Below are 22,770 nucleotides of genomic sequence, written 5' to 3'. Positions count from 1 at the left end.
TACCCGCTATCCACCCCTGGGTCGGCGGTCCTTCATGTGCCTCCCGGGAGTCCATGACGGTCATGGGCCCAGAAAGGGGTGGATCCCGATGGCTGACAAGCCTGAGGGGCACTGCCGCTGCTGCAGCGGGCGTGACCACTCGTACAGGGCGGCACGCTGGCTGGGGCCGATCTACACGATCTACAAGATCGTGCGAGATCACTGGCCTTACTAACGCGAAGAGCCCCGACCTAAAGGTCGGGGCATCGCTGCATACGGTGTGCTGACGAAGGGCCCTGCCTTGTAGCTTCGCGGGCGACAGGCGGGGCCTTTCCCATGTCCCGAATGCGGTTACCGCGGCGTACAGCAAGCAAAGCGAGGGAAGTGTGTCCCTGATCACATGCCGGCGCGGCGCTGCCCCCATCTTGCCTTGTCCGCCGGCAGTTGGGTACCAGGGGATCGCATGTTGAACTGCGGACTTGCCCCGGCAGGCGCCGGCAAGTTGCAGCTCACTGGGGATATGGGGAACGAAATCCCAATTCCGCCTGTGCGACACATCACACCGCACGAGTGACAGCCTGTACTACTGAACGGGCGCCACTTTGACTGAATTTGTCTGTGATTCACATCCCCGATCACGCCCGGAAGACCCAGCTCCGAGATGAGCGGATGTACCTTACCGGCCGCCACTGACAACGAGCCTCTCGTCTGACCCGTGCGACTCGCCCGCGGTACGACGCAGCAAGCCTGCGGACTGCGTGCAACCTGGACTGACCGAACACGCCTCCGGGCCGCGGCGCAGAGTGCAGTCGATGCTTGCCAGTCCGGCTGTCAGGGACGGGGGAAGCTCTGTTCCAGCCAGTGCTGTACGGCTTCTACGGTGGTGTGGCCGTGCTGCCGCAGGACTTCGATGATGTCCTTGCCGCAGATGAGGGCGATGGGGTGGCCGTCTTCGTGAACCTCTTCCTGAACCTGCTTGTTGAAGTGGGAGGTCGTGACGAGGACGCCGAAGTTGCGGTGCCGGATGCGGGAGATGAGGCGGGAGGCCTCCCGGACGCCGACAGAGTTGGTGGGCGCGTAGCACTTGGCTTCGAGGGCGAAGTCGATAGCGATGGTGTTCGAGGCGGGGCCGAGGATGTACTGGCCGACGGCGTCGCGTCCTCCGTCTCGACTTGGACGGGTGACGTCACAGGCTCCGGTCCGTGGAGCGATGAGGCGCCAGATGGCGACGGCGCAGCTTTCGAAGTCGCTCTCCCGCCCGCGGAAGTGATTACGAACTGCCTCCAGAACGGCCTGGCCGTATCGGTCTTCCGGCAGCTGGTCGGCCTTCGAGCGGATGACTGTCGTGGCGGGGGCGAGTAGCGGTGTGTAGGCGCGGCCCTTGACCCACTGCCGCCAGGTCGGCGGGCAGTCGCCGTCGAGGGGACTTCCGCCGTCGAGGAGGTGCTGGATCCAACTGCGGCTGATCCGGCCGTGATCGAGGACGGTGAAGCGGGCGCGGTAATTCTGGAACCGCTCGCCGGAGGTGGTGCGCCAGATCGCGGCCAGTTCGTCATCGGGGGACAGAGAAGGCCCGCCGGGAACGAGCAGTCCGCGGAACCGCACAGTGCGGCCCGCGCCGCCAGCCTTCTCGAAGAGGAGGAAGGGCGGCACGTTAACGAGCCGGTCCTCCTCCGTGCCGTGGGAGGCTTCGAATGCGTTGCGAAGCAAGACGTTGCCCCTGCGCGAGGTTCCGTGCAGGTCCTGGCCAGGCTTCTTGTTGTCGCCGTAGTACGTGAACGTGCCCGTCTCCATGTCCAGATGGTCAGGCCAGTCCAGGTCAGTGCCGGTGGTGTACAGCACGGCCAGGCGCACGTTCTTCTTGGGGATGGAGCCCTTGTAGCGGAAGCCGCCCTGGTTGCCCACGCCCTTGATCAGGTGGGTAATGGGGTCGTCGCCGGTGCTCCCGCTCGAACCGCCGGCGTAGAGGGTGTCCGCCGTCAGATCAGCGGTTGCCAGGCGATGTGCGGTTCGGGAGCGGCAGGCAGAGTCATGCAGGTACAAGTAACACGCGGCGCTGACAGGGCTGCCGGTGCCGGTGCCGAGTGCTGGAGAGACGGTCCGACCCACACGTGGCCCGGAGCCACAACGTTCAGGGCACAGGTCTGATGGCATCAACTCTTGTTCAACTAGTCCCGACGTACGGCCACGCTGCCCTTGTCGCCCACGTAAGATCCGTCCGTGCCCGATGAGCTGCGTGTGGTCGTCCCGGGGTCAGATGGGCTGCTGGGCCCCACCAAAGATGCACTTGAAGCCTCTGTCACTAAGTACGGGCAGGAGCTCCTCCGCGAGGCCCAGCGCCTGGAGTCCCTCAACCGTGCCAACACTGGTCCTGCCCAAGTGACCGTCCGAGATGTTCGGGATGCCGAGATAATCAAGACCCGGAACCTCACCCCACCCAAGAAGGACATGGCCACTCAGATCCTGTGGGTAATTGCCTCAGCGAGCGGGATCGCAACCGGCTGGTTCGGGAATCAAACGCAGGAAACCTGGGGCGTCATCGGCTTCTTTGTCTGCGGAGCAACTATGGTTGTGACCGGATTGCTGGGGTACCTCAAGTGAACGCATTCGACGAGAATAATGATGTTCAACTGACGCCCGCTGCGGAAGCAGCCCTGCACGACGCACTCAAGGAGATTTCCGCCGAGATCACCTTTCGAGCCGCGGCGAACGCCCACAAGGGAACTAGGGATTCAACACTCGTCGGCGTACTTGACGTGGCAGAAGCCCTAAGCGAGACAAGGCGCCGCCAAAATGGTCTGCCGTCAAGAATTCGCTCACTGTTTCTAGCGACAGGATTCTACGGAGTTACCGGCTTCTTTGTTTTCCTGTACACGCTAACTAAAGATAACCCCAACAGTACACTGCAGTTCGCAGGCGGGCTGCTGATGGGGATTGGGGTGCCGGCGCTTACCTACTCGCTTTTGTATCGATTCTTCGGTGCCGGATTCCCTTTCCAGAGGAAGGCTTCAATCCAGGCGGAAGGAAGCGAACAGCTCCTAATCTTCCGCGCATGGCTAGAAGTCGAAAGCGCCATCCGGTCCTACTACAGTAATCGCCACGGAGAATCCCGAGCAACAGCACCCATTGTGGAGATGGTTAGGGCCCTGTCGAATGATCAAGTGATCAGTCCCGAAATCACCGACAAGATCCAGCGCCTCCGTATCGTCAGGAACTCGCTGGCCCACGGGCTTGAATTGAATTTGAGCAGTAAAGAGGCAAGGGATTTCCTGAAGGATGCGCAAATTGTCCTGAATGCCCTCCGGGCTTAGAAGTCGGTGGTCACTGTTATTGCGGCTATTTCGGAGCCGCCTGCTCGGGCGTATCTGCACAACGAAAACCTGCGTCGTCAACGTGCATCGCATCATTAGCATCATTGGGAACGGTTGACTTCCCCTTAAGTAGAGGGCTCGTGATGGTGCTGTCGCGAAGTTCCTACCTAAGGTGCCCGAACCAGGCCCAGCAGTACGGGCCGTCGGCGTCGTTACGGCCATCGAGCCCGTTGTGCAATGTCTGGCGAAGGCCGAGGTGTAGCGCAAGCGAAGCAGTGCCTGGCAGTCGACTATGCCGGTCTACTGGCGACTTGGGTGGGGTCGATCCACCGCAACCGCGGACGGCGCCTCGTGACCTACTTCGCCTGCCTGATGTACGCGGCGATGCGGCCGTCCGAGGGCGTAGGGCTGAAGCTGGACGACTGCCACCTCCCCGAGAAGGGCTGGGGCACGCTCACCCTTCGCGAGACGCGCCCTGTCTCCGGGAAGAAGTGGACCGACTCGGGTACGCGGCACGACCGGCGCGGCCTGAAGGCCCGGGAGGTCAAGACCGACCGGCCGGTGCCGATCCCGCCCATCCTGGTGGCGATGCTCCGCGACCACGTCGCGGAGTTCGGCACGGCGAAGGACGGCCGGCTGTTCCAGAACGAGCGCGGGGGAGTGCTCGGCACCTCGAGCTACTGGCGCGTGTGGCAAGAGGCCCGCCCGCTGGCCCTGCCGCCCGACAGGGTCAAGTCCCCGCTCGCGCAGCGACCGTACGACCTGCGGCACACCTGCATCACGAACTGGCTGAACGCCGGGGTGCCGGTGGCAGAGGTCGCGCGACGGGCGGGCAACTCCCCGGAGGTCATCCACCGCCGCTACGAGGGCTGCATCGACGGCCACGAGGAGGTGAACAACGAGAAGATCGCCAAGGCCATGGGCTGGACCTAGACAGCGGCGAGGCCCGCGTAAAACTCACGCGCCACTCACGCGTGGACAGTGCTGAACAACGACAAAGAGCGGGACCCAGTGAGACTGGTTCCCGCTCTTTGATCTTGGCACTCGTGCAGGTCAGCGACTTGATCGCGGCTAAAGCTGCAGAGTGCCCCCGGCAGGATTCGAACCTGCGCACACGGCTCCGGAGGCCGTTGCTCTATCCCCTGAGCTACGGGGGCGTGCGCCGCGCTGTGCGTGGCGACGGGTAGAACACTACCAGCTCCTTTGAGGTGTTCAGGAACGGGTTATTGCGTGGGGGAGGGCGGGGTTCGGGTCGCCTGTAGGGGGCGGAAGTGGGGAAAACCCGGACGCGGTGGCCGGTGTCGACCTACTCTCGAGTTGTGCCAGGCGCGTCCGGCCGAGTCCTTGTCGTGGATGACAACAAGGTCATTCGGCAGCTGATCAGGGTCAATCTCGAGCTGGAGGGCTTCGAGGTCGTGACCGCGGCCGATGGTGCCGAGTGCTTGGACGTGATCGACCAGGTGCGGCCCGATGTCGTCACGCTCGACGTCGTCATGCCCCGGCTCGACGGGCTGCGGACCGCCGCCCGGCTGCGGGCGGACGCGCGGACGCGTTCGCTGCCCATCGTCGTCGTCAGCGCCTGCACCCAGTACGAGGTCGAGAGCGGGCTCGACGTCGGCGTCGACGCGTTCCTCGCCAAGCCCTTCGAGCCCAGTGAACTGGTGCGCGTGGTCAGGCAGTTGAGCGAGCAGGGGCGGGCGGGCGCAGGTCCCGCGGGCGCCTCGCGGGCGAGCGTCGCGCGGGCCGCCGACGAGGCCGAGCAGGCCCCCCGTACCGCCGACGCCTGAGCGCCGCCGGGTGAGCGGCCTCGTCCGCATCCCGGACCATCCGGGAAACCGAGTCGCCTACCCACCCCCCTCCTCCCATACGCTTGTCCCGTGACCCCCGCCGAGCTCTCCCGCACCGTCCTGCGCGCCGTCCGTCGCGCGGTCGACGACGGTGAGCTCGACGCGGCCGTGTGCGCGGCCGAGCAGCGGGTCGTCGTCGAGCGGCCGCGGCCCGGTGGGCAGGGGGACTACGCCACCAACGTCGCGTTGCAGCTCGCCCGCCCCGCAGGCCGGCCCCCGCGCGAGGTCGCCGAGATCCTGTCCCGTCGGCTGGGGGAGATCCCCGGTATAGACGGTGTCGTCGTCACCGGGCCCGGGTTCCTCAATTTCAGGATGGCCGAGCCCGGATCCGCGTCCGGCGCACTCGTCGCGGAGATCCTGCGCGCCGGGGAGCGGTACGGATGCGTCGAAGAGGTCCCCGGGCAGGCTGTGCGGCTGCATGCCCCCCATGAAGTGCGCGCCCTCGTCGTCATGGACTCCGTCGCCTGTCTGCTGCGTTCCCAGGGCGTCCTCGTACGGACCGGTTGCGCCGACCGTCCCCGTCCCGAGTGGGTCGACGTCCTCGGCGTGCGCGTGGACGAGGTGGCCGCCGCCGAGCCCGGGGATGTCGGCATCCGCCCCGTGCCCGCCCCCGCCGACCCCACCCCGCTCGGCCGCGACGCCGCCCGCTGGGCCCTGCTCCACCCCGCGGCCCACGACCACCCCCGCGGCGGCGCCGAGCACCTCGCCCAGCGCGAGTCCAACCCGCTCTTCCGCGTCCGGTACGCCCACGCCCGCACCCGCGCCCTGAGTCGCAACGCCGCGGAGCTGGGATTCGACGGTGCCCCCGGCGGCGTACCCGGGCAGGAGGACCTCGTCGCCGCCCTCGGCGACCACCCCCGCATCCTCCGCGCCGCGGCCGAGCAGCACGCCCCCGACCGGCTCGCCCGGCACCTCGTCGGCGTCGCCGACACCTTCATGGCCTCGCTCCACCCGGCCGTACTCCCCCAAGGCGAGGAGAAACCCTCGGCCGCCCACCGCTCCCGGCTCGCACTCGCCGAAGCCGTCGGGACGGTGCTCGCAGGCGGCCTGACCCTGCTCGGCATCGACGCCCCCGAACATCTGTGACACAGAAGTAGACGAAGAGAGCCACCGCAGCCATGAGCCGTTCCGCACACCCCGCCGGTCCCCGTCACGCCGACGTGCTCCCCGAGGGGCACTGGAGTGCCCCGCCCGCCGACCTCAACGCCCTGGACCCGAAGGTGTGGGCGCAGACCGTCGCCCGTGCCGAGGACGGTTCCGTGACCGTCGGCGGCATCGAAGTCGCCCGGCTCGCCGAGGAGTTCGGCACCCCGGCGTACTTCCTCGACGAGGCCGACTTCCGCGCCCGCTGCGCCGCCTGGCGCGATGCCTTCGGGCCCGACGCCGATGTCTTCTACGCCGGCAAGGCCTTCCTGTCGCGCGCCGTCGTGCGGTGGCTGGACGAGGAGGGGCTGAACCTGGACGTGTGCTCCGGGGGTGAGCTCGCCACCGCCCTGTCCGCCGGCATGCCCGCCGAGCGGATCGCCTTCCACGGCAACAACAAGACCGAGGAAGAGATCAGCCGCGCGGTCCAGGTGGGCGTCGGCCGCATCGTGCTCGACTCCTTCCAGGAGATCGCGCGCGTCGCCCACATCGCCGACGGCCTCGGCAAGCGGCAGCGCGTGCAGATCCGCGTGACCGTGGGCGTCGAGGCGCACACCCACGAGTTCATCGCCACCGCCCATGAGGACCAGAAGTTCGGTATCGCGCTCGCCGACGGGCAGGCGGCGGAGGCGGTGCGGCGCGCGCTGAAGCTCGACGGCATCGAGCTCATCGGCATTCACTCGCACATCGGGTCGCAGATCTTCGACATGGCGGGCTTTGAGGTCGCCGCGCGCCGCGTCGTCGGGCTGCTCGCCGAGATCCGCGACGAGCACGGCGTCGAGCTCCCGGAGATCGACCTCGGCGGCGGCCTCGGCATCGCGTACACCAGCGACGACGACCCGCGCGAGCCGCACGAGATCGCCAAGGCGCTGAACGAGATCGTGAGCCGTGAGTGCGAGGCTGCCGATCTGCGCACGCCGCGGATCTCCGTCGAGCCGGGGCGGGCCATCGTCGGGCCGACCGCCTTCACGCTCTACACCGTCGGCACCGTCAAGCCGCTCGAAGGACTGCGTACCTACGTCTCCGTCGACGGCGGCATGTCCGACAACATTCGCACCGCGCTGTACGACGCCGAGTACACCGTCGCCCTCGTCTCCCGTAGTTCCGACGCCGAGCCGATGCTCGTCCGCGTCGTCGGCAAGCACTGTGAGAGTGGCGACATCGTCGTGAAGGACGCGTTCCTGCCGTCGGACGTCGCGGCCGGTGATTTGATCGCCGTACCGGCCACCGGCGCGTACTGCCGTTCCATGGCCAGCAACTACAACCACGCGCTTCGCCCGCCCGTCGTCGCCGTCCGTGACGGTGAGGCCCGGGTGATCGTCCGGCGCGAGACGGAGGAAGATCTCCTGCGTCTCGACGTCGGATAAATGAAATCTACGTCTCACGATCCGGACCCTGGGCTGAAACCCCGGTTCGGTGGGTGAGACTGGTCCCACCGCAGAATTACGTAGTAGTAGAGGAAACGAGGTCGCATGATGCGTACGCGTCCGCTGAAGGTGGCGCTGCTGGGCTGTGGGGTTGTCGGCTCAGAGGTGGCGCGCATCATGACGACGCACGCCGACGACCTCGCCGCCCGGATCGGCGCCCCCGTCGAACTCGCGGGTGTGGCCGTGCGGCGGCCCTCCCGGGTGCGCGAGGGAATCGATCCTGCCCTGGTCACCACCGATGCCACCGCGCTCGTGAAACGCGGTGACATCGACGTGGTGGTCGAGGTCATCGGCGGTATCGAGCCCGCTCGGACCCTCATCACCACCGCCTTCGAGCACGGCGCCTCCGTCGTCTCCGCCAACAAGGCGCTCGTCGCCCAGGACGGCGAGGCCCTGCACGCCGCGGCCGTGGAGCACGGCGAGGACCTCTACTACGAAGCCGCGGTCGCCGGAGCGATTCCGCTGGTCAGGCCGCTGCGGGAGTCGCTCGCGGGCGACAAGGTCAACCGCGTCCTCGGCATCGTGAACGGCACGACGAACTTCATCCTCGACGCCATGGACACGACCGGCGCCGGCTACCAGGAAGCGCTCGACGAGGCCACCGCCCTCGGGTACGCCGAGGCCGACCCGACCGCCGATGTCGAGGGCTTCGACGCCGCCGCCAAGGCCGCCATCCTCGCCGGGATCGCCTTCCACACCCGGGTCCGCCTCGACGACGTGTACCGCGAGGGCATGACCGAGGTGACCGCAGCCGACTTCGCTTCCGCGAAGCAGATGGGCTGCACCATCAAGCTGCTCGCCATCTGCGAGCGGGCCGCCGACGGGCGGTCCGTCACCGCCCGCGTGCACCCGGCGATGATTCCGCTCTCGCACCCGCTGGCCTCCGTGCGCGGCGCGTACAACGCCGTGTTCGTCGAGGCCGAGGCCGCGGGGCAGTTGATGTTCTACGGGCCCGGGGCCGGCGGCTCGCCGACCGCGTCCGCCGTACTCGGCGACCTCGTCGCCGTATGCCGCAACCGCCTCAATGGCGCGACGGGACCCGGCCAGTCCGCGTACACACAGCTGCCCGTCTCGCCGATGGGCGATGTCGTGACGCGGTACCACATCAGCCTCGACGTGGCCGACAAGCCCGGCGTTCTCGCGCAGGTGGCGACGGTCTTCGCCGAGCACGGTGTCTCCATCGACACCGTGCGCCAGTCGGGGAAGGACGGCGAGGCCTCCCTCGTCGTCGTCACCCATCGCGCGGCGGACGCGGCCCTCACCGGGGTCGTGGACGCGCTGCGTCAGCTCGACACCGTGCGCGGTGTCGCCAGCATCATGCGTGTTGAAGGGGAGTAGCAGGGATGACCGGAATGACCCATCAGTGGCGCGGCATCATCGAGGAGTACCGGGACCGGCTCCCGGTGACCGACACCACGCCGGTCGTGACACTGCGCGAGGGCGGCACGCCGCTCGTCCCCGCGCAGCTGCTCTCCGAGCGCACCGGCTGTGAGGTGCACCTGAAGGTCGAGGGTGCCAACCCGACGGGTTCCTTCAAGGACCGCGGGATGACCATGGCCATCACCAAGGCCAAGGAGGAGGGCGCGCAGGCCGTCATCTGCGCCTCCACCGGCAACACCTCGGCCTCCGCCGCGGCGTACGCCGTGCGGGCCGGCATGGTCTGCGCCGTGCTCGTCCCGCAGGGCAAGATCGCCCTCGGCAAGATGGGCCAGGCGCTCGTCTACGGCTCGAAGATCCTCCAGGTCGACGGCAACTTCGACGACTGCCTCAACCTCGCCCGCGCCCTCTCCGAGAACTACCCGGTGGCGCTGGTCAACTCGGTGAACCCGTACCGCATCGAGGGCCAGAAGACGGGCTCGTTCGAGATCGTGGACGCGCTCGGCGACGCGCCCGACATCCACGTCCTGCCGGTCGGCAACGCCGGCAACATCACGGCCTACTGGAAGGGCTACCAGGAGTACGCCGCCGACGGCGTCTCCTCGCGTACGCCCCGGATGTGGGGCTTCCAGGCCTCCGGCTCCGCGCCGATCGTGCGCGGCGAGGTCGTCAAGGACCCGTCGACGATCGCGACCGCGATTCGCATCGGCAACCCCGCCTCGTGGCAGCACGCGCTCGCCGCGCGCGACGACTCGGGCGGCTTCATCGACGAGGTGACGGACCGTGAGATCCTGCGCGCCTACAAGCTGTTGGCGTCGCAGGAGGGTGTCTTCGTCGAGCCGGCGTCCGCCGCGTCCGTCGCCGGTCTGCTGAAGGCCGCCGAGCAGGGCAAGGTCGACAAGGGCCAGAAGATCGTCTGCACCGTCACGGGCAACGGCCTGAAGGACCCGGACTGGGCCGTCGCCGGTGCTCCGCAGCCGGTCACCGTGCCGGTGGACTCCGCCGCGGCCGCCGAGCGGCTCGGTCTCGCCTGAGCCACGCCGCACTTCGGGCGACTTGCGCGACACTGACACCTCGTCAACTGGGCGTTTCAGTACAGGGGGTGCACAGGGGGGGCTTACGACACGCATCGTGCGCCTCCTGTGCGCCCTATGTCGCCACTGAACCTTCCTTCGATAGGCTGTATCGAACCCGCCCACCGCATATGCCGTGGTGCCGCCGCTGTTCCGTCGATCGCGGCCCGGGTGTCGACGTACGCATCACAAGACATCGGAAGTTCTCGAAACATCCCGCAGCTCAAGGAGAGTCATCGACCGATGGCCGGTCCCGCTTTCCGCGCCGCCGCCGTCAGGGTGCGCGTCCCCGCCACCAGCGCCAATCTCGGCCCGGGCTTCGACAGCCTCGGCCTGTCGCTGGGGCTCTACGACGACGTGGTCGTCAGGGTCGCCGACTCCGGGCTGAACATCGACATCGCGGGAGAGGGCTCCGAGACCCTGCCCCGCGACGAGTCGCACCTTCTCGTACGGTCCCTGCGCACGGCCTTCGACGCCCTCGGCGGACAGCCGCGCGGCCTCGAGATCGTCTGCGCCAACCGGATCCCGCACGGCCGTGGCCTGGGCTCCTCGTCCGCCGCGATCGTGTCCGCCGTGGTCGCCGCGCGCGCCGTGACGATAGGCGGGGGCGCCCTGCTCGACGACGCGGCGCTGCTCGAACTCGCCACCGAGATCGAGGGCCACCCCGACAACGTGGCCCCGTGCCTGCTCGGCGGCTTCACCATCGCGTGGACCGAGACCGGCGCGGGCCGGGCGGTCCGTCTCGACGCCGCCAGTTCCATCGTTCCGGTGGTCTTCGTCCCCGGAAAGCCCGTCCTCACCGAAATGGCGCGAGGACTCCTGCCGCGCACCGTCCCGCACGTGGACGCCGCGGCCAACGCGGGCCGGGCGGCCCTGCTCGTCGAGGCCCTGACCAGGCGCCCCGAGCTGCTGCTCCCGGCCACGGAAGACCGTCTTCACCAGGAGTACAGGGCGCCGGCGATGCCGGAGAGCGCCGCCCTGGTGGAGCGGCTGCGGGCCGACGGGGTGCCCGCGATGATCTCCGGGGCGGGGCCGACGGTCCTCGCTCTGGTGGAGGAAGAAACGGCCGACAAGGTCGCCCGGCTGGCCGGGGAGGGCTGGGCGGCGAACCGCCTTGACCTCGATGTCGACGGAGCGAGCGTGCTGCCGCTTGGCTCCTGACACCCGGTTGCCGGAATACGAGAGGGGGAATGTTTGTTGGATCCGGTAGTGTTAACCTCAAGTCTGCACCCGGCCCTACCATGGCGAGGTGCTGTGTGTCCCCGTCAGGGACAACCATTCTTCCGGGAGCCTCCCCAGCGATTCTTTGCATCGTCCTCGCATGTCGAGACGTGGCACTGAAGAGTGGCGAGCACGCTCCGGAACCGGCGTGACCGAGCCGCGTGACACAGAAATCCAGTGCACCCGCGGAATCGGGCTACGCCGTCACCACCGAATTCTTCCGCCTCTTCGGCGGACAACCGCCCCGGCACGGTCCGTACAGGCAGGACCTCCGCCGGACAGCACAACCGGTCGCCGAGCCAGACAGGCCGACGTCCGCTCCAGGGAAGGACCCTTCGTGAGCGACACCACCGATCTGATGGGCGTGACTGCCGACAGCTCTGCTGCCGCGCCCGCCGCGTCCTCTGCGGACGCCTCTGCCGCGCCCGCCGCCGGTGCTACGGGCTCCCGGCGGCGCCGCGGTACCGGCCTTGACGGCATGGTGCTGGCCGAGCTGCAGCAGGTCGCATCGGGCCTCGGAATCAAGGGCACCGCGCGGATGCGCAAGAGCCAGTTGATCGAGGTCATCAAGGAGGCGCAGTCCGGGGGAGGCAACTCACAGTCCGCCCCCGCGAAGAGCGCCGACGCCGCAGAGACGAAGCCGAAGCGGCGGGCCACCTCGAAGGCCCGTACCGGCGAGGAGTCCGCGGCCGACGCCGCGCCCGCGAAGTCGGGCGGCAAGGCCGACAAGGCCGACAAGACGCAGCAGGCCGAGGCGGGAGACGCCAAGGCGAAGAAGTCCGCCGCCCAGCAGCAGATCGACATCCCCGGCCAGGGCGCCGGTGACGAGCAGCCGGCCGGCGAGCGTCGCCGCCGCCGCGCCACGTCCGAGGCGGGCAGCCCCGAGACGGTCACCGCCGAGGCCAAGTCCGACCGGCAGGACCGCCAGCAGGACCGTCAGGACAAGCAGGAGCGTCAGGACGGCGGCGACGGCGCCAAGGGCGACGGCGGCCAGGACGGCAACCACGAGGGTCGTCGCGACCGCCGTGACCGCCAGGGCGGCGGCCGTGGCGGACGCGACCGCGACGGCGGCCGCGAGGGTGGCCGCGACCGCGACCGCCGCGGCGGCAAGGGCGACGACCAGGGCGGTAACAGCCAGGGCGGCGGACGGAACAACCAGCAGGGCGGCGGCCGGAACAACCAGCAGCAGGACGACGGCTACGACGACGACGGCGGCGGCCGTCGCGGGCGCCGCGGCCGTTACCGCGACCGCCGTGGGCGTCGTGGGCGTGACGAGCAGGGCTTCGGCAACGAGCCGCAGATCTCCGAGGACGACGTCCTGATCCCCGTCGCGGGCATCCTCGACATCCTCGACAACTACGCCTTCATCCGTACGTCGGGCTACCTGCCGGGTCCCAATGACGTCTACGTCTCCCTGGCCCAGGTCCGCAAGAACGGCCTGCGCAAGGGTGACCACGTCACCGGTGCCGTGCGGCAGCCGAAGGAAGGCGAGCGCCGCGAGAAGTTCAACGCGCTCGTCCGCCTCGACTCGGCGAACGGCATGGCGGCCGAATCCGGCCGCGGGCGCCCGGAGTTCAACAAGCTGACGCCCCTTTACCCGCAGGACCGCCTCCGCCTGGAGACGGACCCGGGCGTGCTGACGACGCGGATCATCGACCTCGTCGCGCCGATCGGCAAGGGCCAGCGCGGTCTGATCGTGGCCCCGCCGAAGACCGGCAAGACCATGATCCTCCAGTCGATCGCCAACGCGATCACGGTGAACAACCCCGAGTGCCACCTGATGGTCGTCCTCGTCGACGAGCGTCCGGAAGAGGTCACCGACATGCAGCGGTCGGTGAAGGGCGAGGTCATCTCCTCGACCTTCGACCGTCCGGCCGAGGACCACACCACGGTCGCCGAGCTCGCCATCGAGCGCGCCAAGCGCCTCGTGGAGCTGGGTCACGACGTCGTCGTGCTGCTCGACTCGATCACGCGTCTGGGCCGTGCGTACAACCTCGCCGCCCCGGCCTCCGGCCGCATCCTGTCCGGTGGTGTCGACTCGACCGCCCTGTACCCGCCGAAGCGCTTCTTCGGTGCGGCCCGCAACATCGAGGACGGCGGCTCGCTGACCATCCTCGCCACCGCGCTGGTGGACACCGGGTCCCGCATGGACGAGGTCATCTTCGAGGAGTTCAAGGGCACCGGCAACGCCGAGCTCAAGCTCGACCGCAAGCTCGCCGACAAGCGCATCTTCCCGGCGGTGGACGTCGACGCGTCCGGTACGCGTAAGGAAGAGATCCTGCTCGGCAGCGACGAGCTGGCGATCACCTGGAAGCTGCGTCGCGTGCTGCACGCGCTCGACCAGCAGCAGGCGATCGAGCTGCTGCTCGACAAGATGAAGCAGACGAAGTCCAACGCGGAGTTCCTGCTTCAGATCCAGAAGACGACGCCGACGCCGGGCAACGGCAACGACTGACGCTTCACCCGGATCCAGGGGCTGGGCCCGCCGCTTCGTGCGGCGGGCCCAGCCCTTTTCCATGCCTGGTCGGACCGGATCGGGGCACCCGGCGCCCGGAGACCTTCACCACACGTATAAGGATCTGTGCCCTCTGTGAAGCATGCGGCACATGGGCGTGAAAGTGCAGGTGAGAGGGTTGCTGGCCATTGGTGCCGCTACGTACCGTCGCAACTCCGTCCCAGAATGCGCACATACGTTTGTGCAACCCTTCTTCCCGGTCCGTCGTCACACCGAGTGAACGAAGAAGCGGGCCGAAGGATCAGAAGCAGACGAACCTGCGAGGAGTTATGCCGGACCGTGACAGCAAGCCCGGGCGCCACCGCAGCGCCAAGGGCAGCCGCCGCAAGGCGCGCAGCGGGGGCAGCAAGGCGCTGCGCATCGCGGCGTGGAGCGCCGCGGGCGTCGTCGTCCTCGGTGGCACCGGCCTGGGGTACGTCTACTTCCAGCTCAACGGCAACATCAAGAGCGTAGACATCAACGCGCAGCTGGGCACCGACCGTCCGCAGAACGTGGACAACGGCTCCGAGGACATCCTCGTCCTCGGCTCCGACACCCGGGCCGGCGACAACGAGAAGGTGGGCGGCGGCGCCGACGAGGGCTCGGCGCGCTCCGACACCGCGATGGTCGTGCACGTCTACAAGGGCCACAAGAAGGCGAGCATCGTCTCCATCCCCCGGGACACGCTCATCGACCGGCCCTCGTGCACGGACAAGAAGGGCAACGAGTACCCGGCGCAGAACGAGGTCATGTTCAACTCCGCGTACTCGACGGGCGGCGCGGCCTGCGCGGTGAAGACCGTCGAGTCCCTGAGCGGAATCCGCATGGACCACTACGTGGAGGTCGACTTCAGCGGCTTCCAGCGGCTGATCGACGACCTCGGGGGCGTCAAGGTCACCACCACCAAGGCGATCAACGACCCCGACAGCCATCTGAACCTCGCCGCCGGCACGCACAAGCTCAGCGGCGAGCAGTCCCTCGGCCTCGTCCGCACCCGGCACGGCGTCGGCGACGGCAGCGACCTGGGGCGCATCCAGCTCCAGCAGTCGTTCATGAAGGCCCTGATGGACCAGATCAAGAGCGTCGGCGTCTTCACCAGCCCGAGCAAGCTGTACGCACTCGCGAACACCGCCACGAAGACGGTGACCACGGACTCGCAGCTGGCCTCGGTCAAGGACCTGACCTCGTTCGCGAGCGGCCTCAAGGGCATCGGCTCCGGCGACATGAACATGGTGACGCTGCCGGTGAAGTACGACCCGAACGACGCCAACCGCGTGCTGCTCGACGAGACCAACGCGGACAAGGTCTGGAAGGCCCTCAAGGGCGACAAGCCGGTGCCGAAGTCGGCCACGAAGGACTCCGCCAAGGGCTCCGCCGACAGCGTCGTGAAGTAGCCGCGACCCCCTCGGGGAGGGCCGGGAATACTTCCGGGCCCTCCTCGGTTTTGGGGGATACGGCCAGTCCTGGCAGACTGGTACGTCGGCCCCGGTTCACGCTCCCGCATCCCGCGTCAGCGACCCGGCGCCCTCCCGAACCTAGGAGACACCTTGAAGCGCGACATTCACCCCGAGTACGTCGAGACGCAGGTCTCTTGCACCTGCGGCGCGTCGTTCACCACCCGTAGCACCATCTCGTCCGGCACCGTCCGTGCCGAGGTCTGCTCCGAGTGCCACCCGTTCTACACGGGCAAGCAGAAGATCCTCGACACCGGTGGCCGCGTGGCCCGCTTCGAGGCCCGCTTCGGCAAGGCTGCCGCTGCCAACAAGTAGCGAGGCTTCAGCGCCGGTCTTCGGTGCCCCTGGTCACACGGGGGCACCGGGACCGGCGCTTTGCGGTGCAGCCCCTTTTGACCCCCGTACCTGCAGGAGCCGGAGATGTTCGAGGCCGTCGAGGAATTGATCGGTGAGCACGCCGATCTGGAGCAGAAGCTCGCGGACCCCTCGGTCCACGCCGACCAGGCCAACGCGCGCAAGCTCAACAAGCGTTACGCCGAGCTGACCCCGATCGTCACCACGTACCGCTCCTGGAAGCAGACCGGGGACGACATCGAGACGGCGAAGGAGTTCGCCGCCGACGACCCGGACTTCGCGGCCGAGGTCAAGGAACTGGAGCAGCAGCGCGAGGAGATCACCGAGAAGCTGCGGCTTCTGCTGGTGCCCCGCGACCCGTCCGACGACAAGGACGTGATCCTCGAGATCAAGGCCGGCGCCGGCGGTGACGAGTCCGCGCTGTTCGCGGGCGACCTGCTGCGCATGTACCTGCGCTACGCGGAGCGCATCGGCTGGAAGACCGAGATCATCGACGCCACCGAGTCCGAGCTGGGCGGCTACAAGGACGTCCAGGTCGCCGTGAAGACCAAGGGCGGGAACGGCGCGACCGAGCCCGGCCAGGGTGTCTGGGCCCGCCTCAAGTACGAGGGCGGCGTGCACCGCGTGCAGCGCGTGCCCTCGACCGAGTCGCAGGGCCGCATCCACACCTCCGCGGCGGGCGTCCTTGTCACGCCCGAGGCCGAGGAGGTCGACGTCGAGATCCACGCGAACGATCTGCGCATCGACGTGTACCGGTCCTCCGGCCCCGGCGGGCAGTCCGTCAACACGACCGACTCCGCCGTCCGGATCACGCACATCCCCACCGGCGTCGTGGCTTCCTGCCAGAACGAGAAGTCCCAATTGCAGAACAAGGAGCAGGCGATGCGTATCCTGCGCTCCAGGCTCCTTGCCGCGGCGCAGGAGAAGGCCGAGGCCGAGGCGGCCGACGCCCGTCGCAGCCAGGTCCGCACCGTCGACCGCTCCGAGAAGATCCGTACGTACAACTTCCCGGAGAACCGCATCTCGGACCACCGTGTCGGCTTCAAGGCCTACAACCTGGACCAGGTGCTCGACGGCGATCTCGACTCCGTGATCCAGGCGTGCGTCGACGCGGACTCGGCCGCCAAGCTCGCCGCCGCGTAACACCGCACAGCCCGCCCGTACGACAGCTCAGCCCGGAGGACCAGCGTGCAGCAACATTTTGGGGGGCGACCCTCGAACCCCCGCAGCGTGCTGCTCGCGGAAGTGGCCCAGGCCACTCAGCGGCTCGCCGACGCCGGCGTGCCCTCGCCGCGCAATGACGCGGAGGAGCTCGCCGCCTACGTGCACGGGGTCAAGCGGGGCGAACTGCACACCGTCAAGGACGTGGACTTCGACGCCCGGTACTGGGAGGCGACCGCGCGCCGCGAGGCCCGCGAGCCGCTCCAGCACATCACCGGGCACGCCTACTTCCGCTATCTGGAGCTCCAGGTCGGTCCCGGCGTCTTCGTGCCGCGCCCGGAGACCGAGTCGGTCGTCGGCTGGGCCATAGACGCCGTGCGCGCGATGGACGTCGTCGAGCCGCTCATCGTCGATCTCTGCTCGGGGTCGGGCGCCATCGCGCTCGCGCTCGCCCAGGAGGTGCCGCGCTCGCGCGTGCACGCCGTGGAGCTGTCCGAGGACGCGCTCAAATGGACGCGCAAGAACGTCGAGGGGTCCAGGGTCGACCTGCGCCAGGGCGACGCCCTGACGGCCTTTCCGGACCTCGACGGCCAGGTCGATCTGGTGATCTCGAACCCGCCGTACATCCCGCTCACCGAGTGGGAGTACGTGGCGCCCGAGGCCCGTGACTACGATCCGGACCTCGCCCTGTTCTCCGGCGAGGACGGGCTCGACCTGATCCGTGGCATCGAGCGCACCGCCCACCGGCTGCTCCGCCCCGGCGGCATCGTCGTCATCGAGCACGCGGACACCCAGGGCGGCCAGGTGCCGTGGATCTTCACCGAGGAGCGGGGCTGGGCGGACGCCGCCGACCACCCCGACCTCAACAACCGCCCGAGGTTCGCGACGGCCCGCAAGGCGTTGCCGTGACCGACGCGTTGTCCGTTGAGTTTGATGAATTCGAGCGATCCGCAGACCAGCACACCGAGCAGGAGGCCCGCTAGATGGCACGGCGTTACGACACCAACGACGCAGTCGACCGCGCTACCGGCCTGCGTGAAGCCGCCTCGGCAGTCCGCCGCGGCGAGCTGGTCGTGCTGCCCACCGACACCGTGTACGGCATCGGTGCCGACGCCTTCACGCCCGAGGCGGTCGGTGACCTCCTGGAGGCGAAGGGCCGCGGGCGCACCATGCCGACGCCGGTCGTCATCCCCTCGCCGAACACGCTGCACGGCCTCGTCACGGACTTCTCCGAGATGGCCTGGGAACTGGTCGACGCGTTCTGGCCGGGCGGCCTGACCCTCGTCGCCAAGCAGCAGCCGTCGCTCCAGTGGGACCTCGGCAACACCCGTGGCACCGTCGCGGTCCGGATGCCGCTGCACCCCGTCGCCATCGAACTGCTCACCGAGGTCGGCCCGATGGCGCTGTCCTCGGCCAACCTGACAGGACACCCGGCCCCCGAGGACTGCGACGCCGCGCAGGAGATGCTCGGCGACTCCGTCTCCGTCTACCTCGACGGGGGGCCGACGCCCGGCAACATCCCGTCCTCCATCGTCGACGTCACCGGCAAGATCCCGGTTCTGCTGCGCGAGGGCGCGCTGACCGCGGACGAGCTGCGCAAGGTCGTACCCGACCTCGAGGTGGCGAATTGACAGCCCCTGAGACGGGGCGTGGCATAGGCAACGGGTACGTACGCACGCCGGCACTCCCCGGCGACACCTTCCGCATCCTCCACGTCAGCACCGGCAATGTGTGCCGCTCGCCGATCACCGAGCGGCTGACCAGGCATGCCCTCGCGGACCGGCTCGGCGCGCCGCTCGCCGGCGGTCTCGTCGTGGAGAGCGCGGGCACCTGGGGCCACGAGGGCGCGCCCATGGAGGCCAATGCGGAAACGGTCCTGGCCGACTTCGGCGCGGACGCCTCCGGCTTCGTGGGCCGTGAGCTCCTCGACGACCACGTCATAAGGGCCGACCTGGTCCTGACCGCGACCCGCGACCACCGCGCGCAGGTCATCTCCATGGGCCACAGCGCGGGCCTGCGCACGTTCACGCTGAAGGAGTTCACGCGGCTCGTGCAGGCCATAGACCCGGCCACGCTCCCTGACCCCGTGGAGTCCGGCGTGGTGGAACGCGCGCGCTCCCTGGTCCGTGCGGCGGCCGCGCTGCGCGGGTGGCTGCTCGCCCCGTCGATGGAAGCGGACGAGGTCTACGACCCGTACGGCGCACCCCTCCCGTTCTTCCAGTCGGTGGGCGGCGAGATCAACGAGGCCCTGGACCCGGTGGTGACGGCCCTGACGGGCGTGCACAAGTAAGCCCCGCCGGCGATTGAGGCGCGGGGTCCGGGGCGGAGCCCCGTGACGTGAGCACGGGCGGGCGCAACGCTGCGGATCTACATTGGAAGGCACCAACCTCCCCGACGCGAGGCCCGGAGCCGACCATGCCGGTGATGACAGAACCCGCAGCCACAGCGGAGCTACAGCGGCAGGATCCCGAACTGGCCGAGATCCTCCTCGGGGAGGCCGCCCGCCAGGCGGACTCCCTCCAGCTCATCGCCGCGGAGAACTTCACGTCCCCCGCGGTCCTCGCGGCCCTCGGCTCCCCGCTCGCCAACAAGTACGCGGAGGGCTACCCCGGCGCCCGCCACCACGGCGGCTGCGAACTCGTCGACGTCGCCGAGCGCCTCGCCGTCGACCGCGCGAAGGCCCTCTTCGGCGCCGAACACGTCAACGTACAGGCGCACAGCGGCTCTTCGGCCGTGCTCGCCGCGTACGCCGTCCTGCTGAAGCCCGGCGACACCGTCCTCGCGATGGGCCTGCCGTCCGGCGGCCACCTCACGCACGGTTCCCCGGCCAACTTCTCGGGCCGCTGGTTCGACTTCGTCCCGTACGGCGTCGACGCGGAGAGCGGGCTCATCGACTACGAGCAGGTCCGCGCGGCGGCCCGCGCCCACCGCCCCAAGGCGATCGTGTGTGGCTCGATCTCGTACCCCCGGCACATCGACTACGCCGCCTTCCGCGAGATCGCCGACGACGTGGGCGCGCACCTCATCGCCGACGCCGCGCACCCCATCGGCCTGGTCGCCGGGGGAGCGGCCCCGAACCCGGTCCCGTACGCCGACATCGTCTGCGCCACCACGCACAAGGTGCTGCGCGGGCCGCGCGGCGGGATGCTGCTGTGCTCCGCGGAGCTGGCGGACCGCGTCGACCGGGCCGTCTTCCCCTTCACCCAGGGCGGCGCCCAGATGCACACGATCGCCGCGAAGGCCGTCGCCTTCGGCGAGGCGGCGAGGCCCGCCTTCACCGGGTACGCCCATCAGGTCGTCGCCAACGCGCGGCTGCTCGCGGGGGCCCTGGAGGCGGAGGGCCTCGGCGTCACCACGGGCGGCACCGACACCCATCTGGTCACCCTCGACCCGGCCCCGCTCGGCGTCGCGGGCGCGGTGGCGCGCGGCCGGCTGGCCTCCGCGGGCATGATCCTCGACACATGTGCCCTGCCCCATGAGGGCGGCCGAGGACTGCGCCTGGGCACCGCCGCCGTCACCACCCAGGGCATGGGTGAAGGAGAGATGGCCCGCATCGCGGTGCTCCTGTCGGGTGTCGTACGGGGCGTTCTCGACGTCCGCACCGTCCGGGAAGAGGTGCGCGAACTGGCTGGAAGATTCCCCCCGTACCCCGCCCGGAACGGGGTATGCGCCCAGTAAGACACCCCCTGCGTCGCACCAGGTACGTCTCTGGAACCGTCAGCCGTGCAACCATCGTCGCTACCCGGAAGTCCCCAACCCTAAGCACGCGAGACTAGGGTGTGGGGCTGAGATGGCCAGCGATACCTGTGGGGAAGCCCGTGCGTGAATACCTGCTGACGCTCTGCATCACGGCCGCGGTGACCTATCTGCTCACAGGCCCGGTGCGGAAGTTCGCGATCGTGGCCGGCGCGATGCCGGAGATCCGTGCGCGTGACGTGCACCGGGAGCCCACGCCGCGGCTCGGCGGTATCGCCATGTTCTTCGGCCTGTGCGCGGGCCTGTTGGTCGCCGACCACCTGACCAACCTGGACAAGGTCTTCGAGTCCTCGAACGAACCGCGGGCGCTGCTCTCGGGAGCGGCCCTCATCTGGCTGATCGGCGTCCTGGACGACAAGTTCGAGATCGACGCCCTGATCAAGCTCGGCGGTCAGATGATCGCCGCGGGCGTGATGGTCATGCAGGGCCTGACGATCCTGTGGCTGCCGATCCCGGGTGTCGGCACGGTCTCGCTGACCCAGTGGCAGGGGACCCTGCTCACCGTCGCGCTCGTCGTGATCACCATCAACGCCGTGAACTTCGTCGACGGTCTCGACGGCCTCGCGGCGGGCATGGTGTGCATCGCCGCCTGCGCGTTCTTCCTGTACGCGTACCGGATCTGGTACGGCTACGGCATCGAGTCAGCGGCCCCGGCCACGCTGTTCGCGGCGATCCTGATGGGCATGTGTCTGGGCTTCCTGCCGCACAACATCCATCCGGCCAGAATCTTCATGGGCGACTCGGGCTCCATGCTCATCGGCCTGGTCCTGGCGGCCGGTGCGATCTCCATCACGGGACAGGTCGACCCGGACGCGCTCAAGCTCAACCTCGGCGGCTCCACCCGTGACACCACGCACGCGATGCTGCCCGTCTTCATCCCGCTGCTGATGCCGCTGACGATCATCGCGATCCCGTTCGCGGACCTCGTGCTCGCGATCGTGCGCCGCACCTGGAACGGGCAGTCGCCGTTCGCCGCGGACCGCGGGCATCTGCACCACCGGCTCCTGGAGATCGGTCACTCGCACTCCCGCGCGGTGCTGATCATGTACTTCTGGTCGGGGCTCATCGCCTTCGGGGCGGTCGCCTACTCCGTGCACTCCGCGTCGGGGATGTGGGTCATGCTCACCCTCGTCGCGCTGAGCTTCGTCGGGCTCGTCATGCTGCTGCTGCCGCGCTTCACGCCGCACGCGCCGCGCTGGGCCCAGCACTTGGTCCCGCCGCGCTACCGGCGGCCGGCCGAGGCCGCAGAGGGGGACGGGGCGGCCGAGCCGTCCGAGGGTGCCGAGGTCCCCGAGGGCGAACGGGACCGCGACCGGATCCCCGCGGGTGTCAACGGGGCGACGGCGATCGGCGCCCGTTCGCGCTTCACGGATCGGCGTAAGGCCGGAACGTCGCGTTGACGTGACGAGCGCGGGACCCGAAATGAGCCCAATACCAGACATGTTGACCCTGTGCGTGCACAGACGCGCAGGTTCCCCCTCACGTGTGACGGTTGGCACACCTTCTAGGTAAAGACCGCATCAAATAGTTTGTGATACCGTTCACGAAGCCGGGGGAAGGACCGAAAGGCCGTAGTGCGACGGTCATTTGGCCCGAATCGGACTGCTGAATCCCCGGACTACGCTCGTCCATGACGACACCTGCCCCACACCAGTAAGCGGAGCTGCCGCCATGCCGTCCAATGACGCACGGACCCTTCTTCACACCGTCGTACCCACCGCCGCCGCAGGCGTGATTGCCGCGGTGATCAGTGGTGTGGTTGCGGGGGGCAAGGGGGCCATCGGTGCGCTGGTCGGTGCTCTTGTGGTGATCGTGTTCATGGGCCTCGGGCAGGTCGTGCTGATTCGCACGGCAAAATCGCTTCCGCAGCTGTTCCAGGCGATGGGGCTGATGCTCTACGTCGCCCAGCTGCTGCTGCTCATGATCTTCGTGGCCATTTTCAAGGACACGACTCTCTTCAATCCCAAGACCTTTGCCGTCTCTCTGGTCGTCTCGACCGTCGTGTGGATGGCGGCCCAGGCCCGCGCGCACATGAAGGCCAAGGTTTTCTATATCGATCCCGAGGCGGCTCCCGGTTCCAAGGGGACCGGGACCAGTGAGAAAGCCGAGAAGACCGGGTCGTCATCGTGAGAGGTAGGGCCGGGATAAACGCCCGTTCGTCGGGCTGCTATCG

General features: G+C 68.7%; 19 protein-coding genes, 1 tRNA gene and 1 pseudogene. 19 read left to right on the top strand and 2 right to left on the bottom strand.

Going from position 1 to position 22,770, the window contains the following annotated elements:
• Positions 1–810 precede the first annotated feature (810 nt).
• A complete protein-coding gene (locus tag ACNYS0_RS14520; protein WP_422473838.1) occupies positions 811–2,022 on the bottom strand; it encodes a restriction endonuclease in 1,212 nt (403 codons plus the stop codon).
• Positions 2,023–2,199: 177 nt separating this feature from the next.
• Here ACNYS0_RS14520 and ACNYS0_RS14515 point away from each other — a divergent pair, with 177 nt between their 5' ends.
• The 3 genes and pseudogenes from ACNYS0_RS14515 to ACNYS0_RS14505 all read left to right on the top strand — a co-directional run.
• Positions 2,200–2,580, top strand: coding sequence for a hypothetical protein (locus tag ACNYS0_RS14515; protein ID WP_422473836.1), 381 nt, complete (start codon positions 2,200–2,202; stop codon positions 2,578–2,580).
• Positions 2,577–3,290, top strand: a complete 714-nt coding sequence (locus tag ACNYS0_RS14510; RefSeq protein ID WP_422473834.1) for a hypothetical protein — start codon at positions 2,577–2,579, stop codon at positions 3,288–3,290. Before ACNYS0_RS14515 ends, ACNYS0_RS14510 begins: the two co-directional genes overlap by 4 nt.
• 309 nt (positions 3,291–3,599) lie before the next feature.
• Positions 3,600–4,223: pseudogene (locus ACNYS0_RS14505) on the top strand (tyrosine-type recombinase/integrase); the annotation flags it as partial.
• Between the two features lie 152 nt (positions 4,224–4,375).
• Here the strand turns inward: ACNYS0_RS14505 and ACNYS0_RS14500 are convergent.
• Positions 4,376–4,447, bottom strand: a tRNA-Arg gene (locus ACNYS0_RS14500).
• A 114-nt stretch (positions 4,448–4,561) separates the two neighbouring features.
• Here ACNYS0_RS14500 and ACNYS0_RS14495 point away from each other — a divergent pair.
• From ACNYS0_RS14495 to ACNYS0_RS14420, 16 genes are all read left to right on the top strand, one after another.
• Positions 4,562–5,077, top strand: coding sequence for a response regulator (locus tag ACNYS0_RS14495; RefSeq protein WP_422473832.1), 516 nt, complete (start codon positions 4,562–4,564; stop codon positions 5,075–5,077).
• Between the two features lie 90 nt (positions 5,078–5,167).
• Positions 5,168–6,223: an ArgS-related anticodon-binding protein NrtL gene (nrtL, locus tag ACNYS0_RS14490; protein WP_422473831.1), complete on the top strand. Its 1,056-nt coding sequence runs from the start codon at positions 5,168–5,170 to the stop codon at positions 6,221–6,223.
• A 32-nt stretch (positions 6,224–6,255) separates the two neighbouring features.
• Positions 6,256–7,647, top strand: a complete 1,392-nt coding sequence (lysA, locus tag ACNYS0_RS14485; RefSeq protein ID WP_422473829.1) for a diaminopimelate decarboxylase — start codon at positions 6,256–6,258, stop codon at positions 7,645–7,647.
• 105 nt (positions 7,648–7,752) lie between these two features.
• Entirely contained in the window at positions 7,753–9,045 is a 1,293-nt protein-coding gene (locus tag ACNYS0_RS14480) for a homoserine dehydrogenase (protein WP_422473827.1), read from the top strand.
• 14 nt (positions 9,046–9,059) lie between these two features.
• On the top strand, positions 9,060–10,118 hold the full coding sequence (gene thrC, locus ACNYS0_RS14475) for a threonine synthase (RefSeq protein ID WP_422482639.1): 1,059 nt from the start codon (positions 9,060–9,062) through the stop codon (positions 10,116–10,118).
• A 282-nt stretch (positions 10,119–10,400) separates the two neighbouring features.
• On the top strand, positions 10,401–11,318 hold the full coding sequence (gene thrB / locus ACNYS0_RS14470) for a homoserine kinase (RefSeq protein ID WP_422473825.1): 918 nt from the start codon (positions 10,401–10,403) through the stop codon (positions 11,316–11,318).
• Between the two features lie 397 nt (positions 11,319–11,715).
• A complete protein-coding gene (rho, locus tag ACNYS0_RS14465) occupies positions 11,716–13,833 on the top strand; it encodes a transcription termination factor Rho (protein ID WP_422473823.1) in 2,118 nt (705 codons plus the stop codon).
• Between the two features lie 329 nt (positions 13,834–14,162).
• A complete protein-coding gene (locus ACNYS0_RS14460; RefSeq protein WP_422473821.1) occupies positions 14,163–15,266 on the top strand; it encodes an LCP family protein in 1,104 nt (367 codons plus the stop codon).
• A gap of 153 nt (positions 15,267–15,419) precedes the next feature.
• Complete coding sequence (gene rpmE / locus ACNYS0_RS14455) at positions 15,420–15,641, top strand: 50S ribosomal protein L31 (protein ID WP_100595864.1); 222 nt, start codon at positions 15,420–15,422, stop codon at positions 15,639–15,641.
• A 105-nt stretch (positions 15,642–15,746) separates the two neighbouring features.
• On the top strand, positions 15,747–16,823 hold the full coding sequence (gene prfA / locus ACNYS0_RS14450; protein WP_422473819.1) for a peptide chain release factor 1: 1,077 nt from the start codon (positions 15,747–15,749) through the stop codon (positions 16,821–16,823).
• An 87-nt stretch (positions 16,824–16,910) separates the two neighbouring features.
• A complete protein-coding gene (gene prmC / locus ACNYS0_RS14445) occupies positions 16,911–17,750 on the top strand; it encodes a peptide chain release factor N(5)-glutamine methyltransferase (protein ID WP_399231743.1) in 840 nt (279 codons plus the stop codon).
• A 74-nt stretch (positions 17,751–17,824) separates the two neighbouring features.
• Complete coding sequence (locus ACNYS0_RS14440) at positions 17,825–18,472, top strand: L-threonylcarbamoyladenylate synthase (protein WP_422409834.1); 648 nt, start codon at positions 17,825–17,827, stop codon at positions 18,470–18,472.
• Positions 18,469–19,131, top strand: a complete 663-nt coding sequence (locus ACNYS0_RS14435) for an arsenate reductase/protein-tyrosine-phosphatase family protein (RefSeq protein ID WP_422473816.1) — start codon at positions 18,469–18,471, stop codon at positions 19,129–19,131. Before ACNYS0_RS14440 ends, ACNYS0_RS14435 begins: the two co-directional genes overlap by 4 nt.
• A gap of 125 nt (positions 19,132–19,256) precedes the next feature.
• Positions 19,257–20,519, top strand: coding sequence for a serine hydroxymethyltransferase (locus ACNYS0_RS14430; RefSeq protein WP_422473814.1), 1,263 nt, complete (start codon positions 19,257–19,259; stop codon positions 20,517–20,519).
• Between the two features lie 140 nt (positions 20,520–20,659).
• The gene (locus ACNYS0_RS14425) at positions 20,660–21,997 is read left to right on the top strand and encodes an MraY family glycosyltransferase (protein WP_422473812.1); all 1,338 of its coding nucleotides are present in this window, start codon (positions 20,660–20,662) and stop codon (positions 21,995–21,997) included.
• 271 nt (positions 21,998–22,268) lie between these two features.
• Entirely contained in the window at positions 22,269–22,727 is a 459-nt protein-coding gene (locus ACNYS0_RS14420; protein WP_422473810.1) for a Cg1360 family ATP-synthase-associated protein, read from the top strand.
• Positions 22,728–22,770: the final 43 nt, after the last annotated feature.

Source organism: Streptomyces anthophorae (assembly GCF_049310305.1).
GTDB lineage: Bacteria > Actinomycetota > Actinomycetes > Streptomycetales > Streptomycetaceae > Streptomyces.
The sequence above is the reverse complement of the archived record's forward strand: the minus strand, read 5'-3'. Positions and strand labels throughout refer to the sequence as shown.

Coding starts and splice junctions, on each gene's coding strand:
- prfA (WP_422473819.1), top strand. CDS start 15,747: ATGTTCGAGGCCGTCGAGGAATTGATCGGTGAGCACGCCGATCTGGAG.
- ACNYS0_RS14420 (WP_422473810.1), top strand. CDS start 22,269: ATGCCGTCCAATGACGCACGGACCCTTCTTCACACCGTCGTACCCACC.
- ACNYS0_RS14460 (WP_422473821.1), top strand. CDS start 14,163: ATGCCGGACCGTGACAGCAAGCCCGGGCGCCACCGCAGCGCCAAGGGC.
- thrB (WP_422473825.1), top strand. CDS start 10,401: ATGGCCGGTCCCGCTTTCCGCGCCGCCGCCGTCAGGGTGCGCGTCCCC.
- ACNYS0_RS14440 (WP_422409834.1), top strand. CDS start 17,825: ATGGCACGGCGTTACGACACCAACGACGCAGTCGACCGCGCTACCGGC.
- thrC (WP_422482639.1), top strand. CDS start 9,060: ATGACCCATCAGTGGCGCGGCATCATCGAGGAGTACCGGGACCGGCTC.
- ACNYS0_RS14480 (WP_422473827.1), top strand. CDS start 7,753: ATGATGCGTACGCGTCCGCTGAAGGTGGCGCTGCTGGGCTGTGGGGTT.
- lysA (WP_422473829.1), top strand. CDS start 6,256: ATGAGCCGTTCCGCACACCCCGCCGGTCCCCGTCACGCCGACGTGCTC.
- ACNYS0_RS14430 (WP_422473814.1), top strand. CDS start 19,257: ATGCCGGTGATGACAGAACCCGCAGCCACAGCGGAGCTACAGCGGCAG.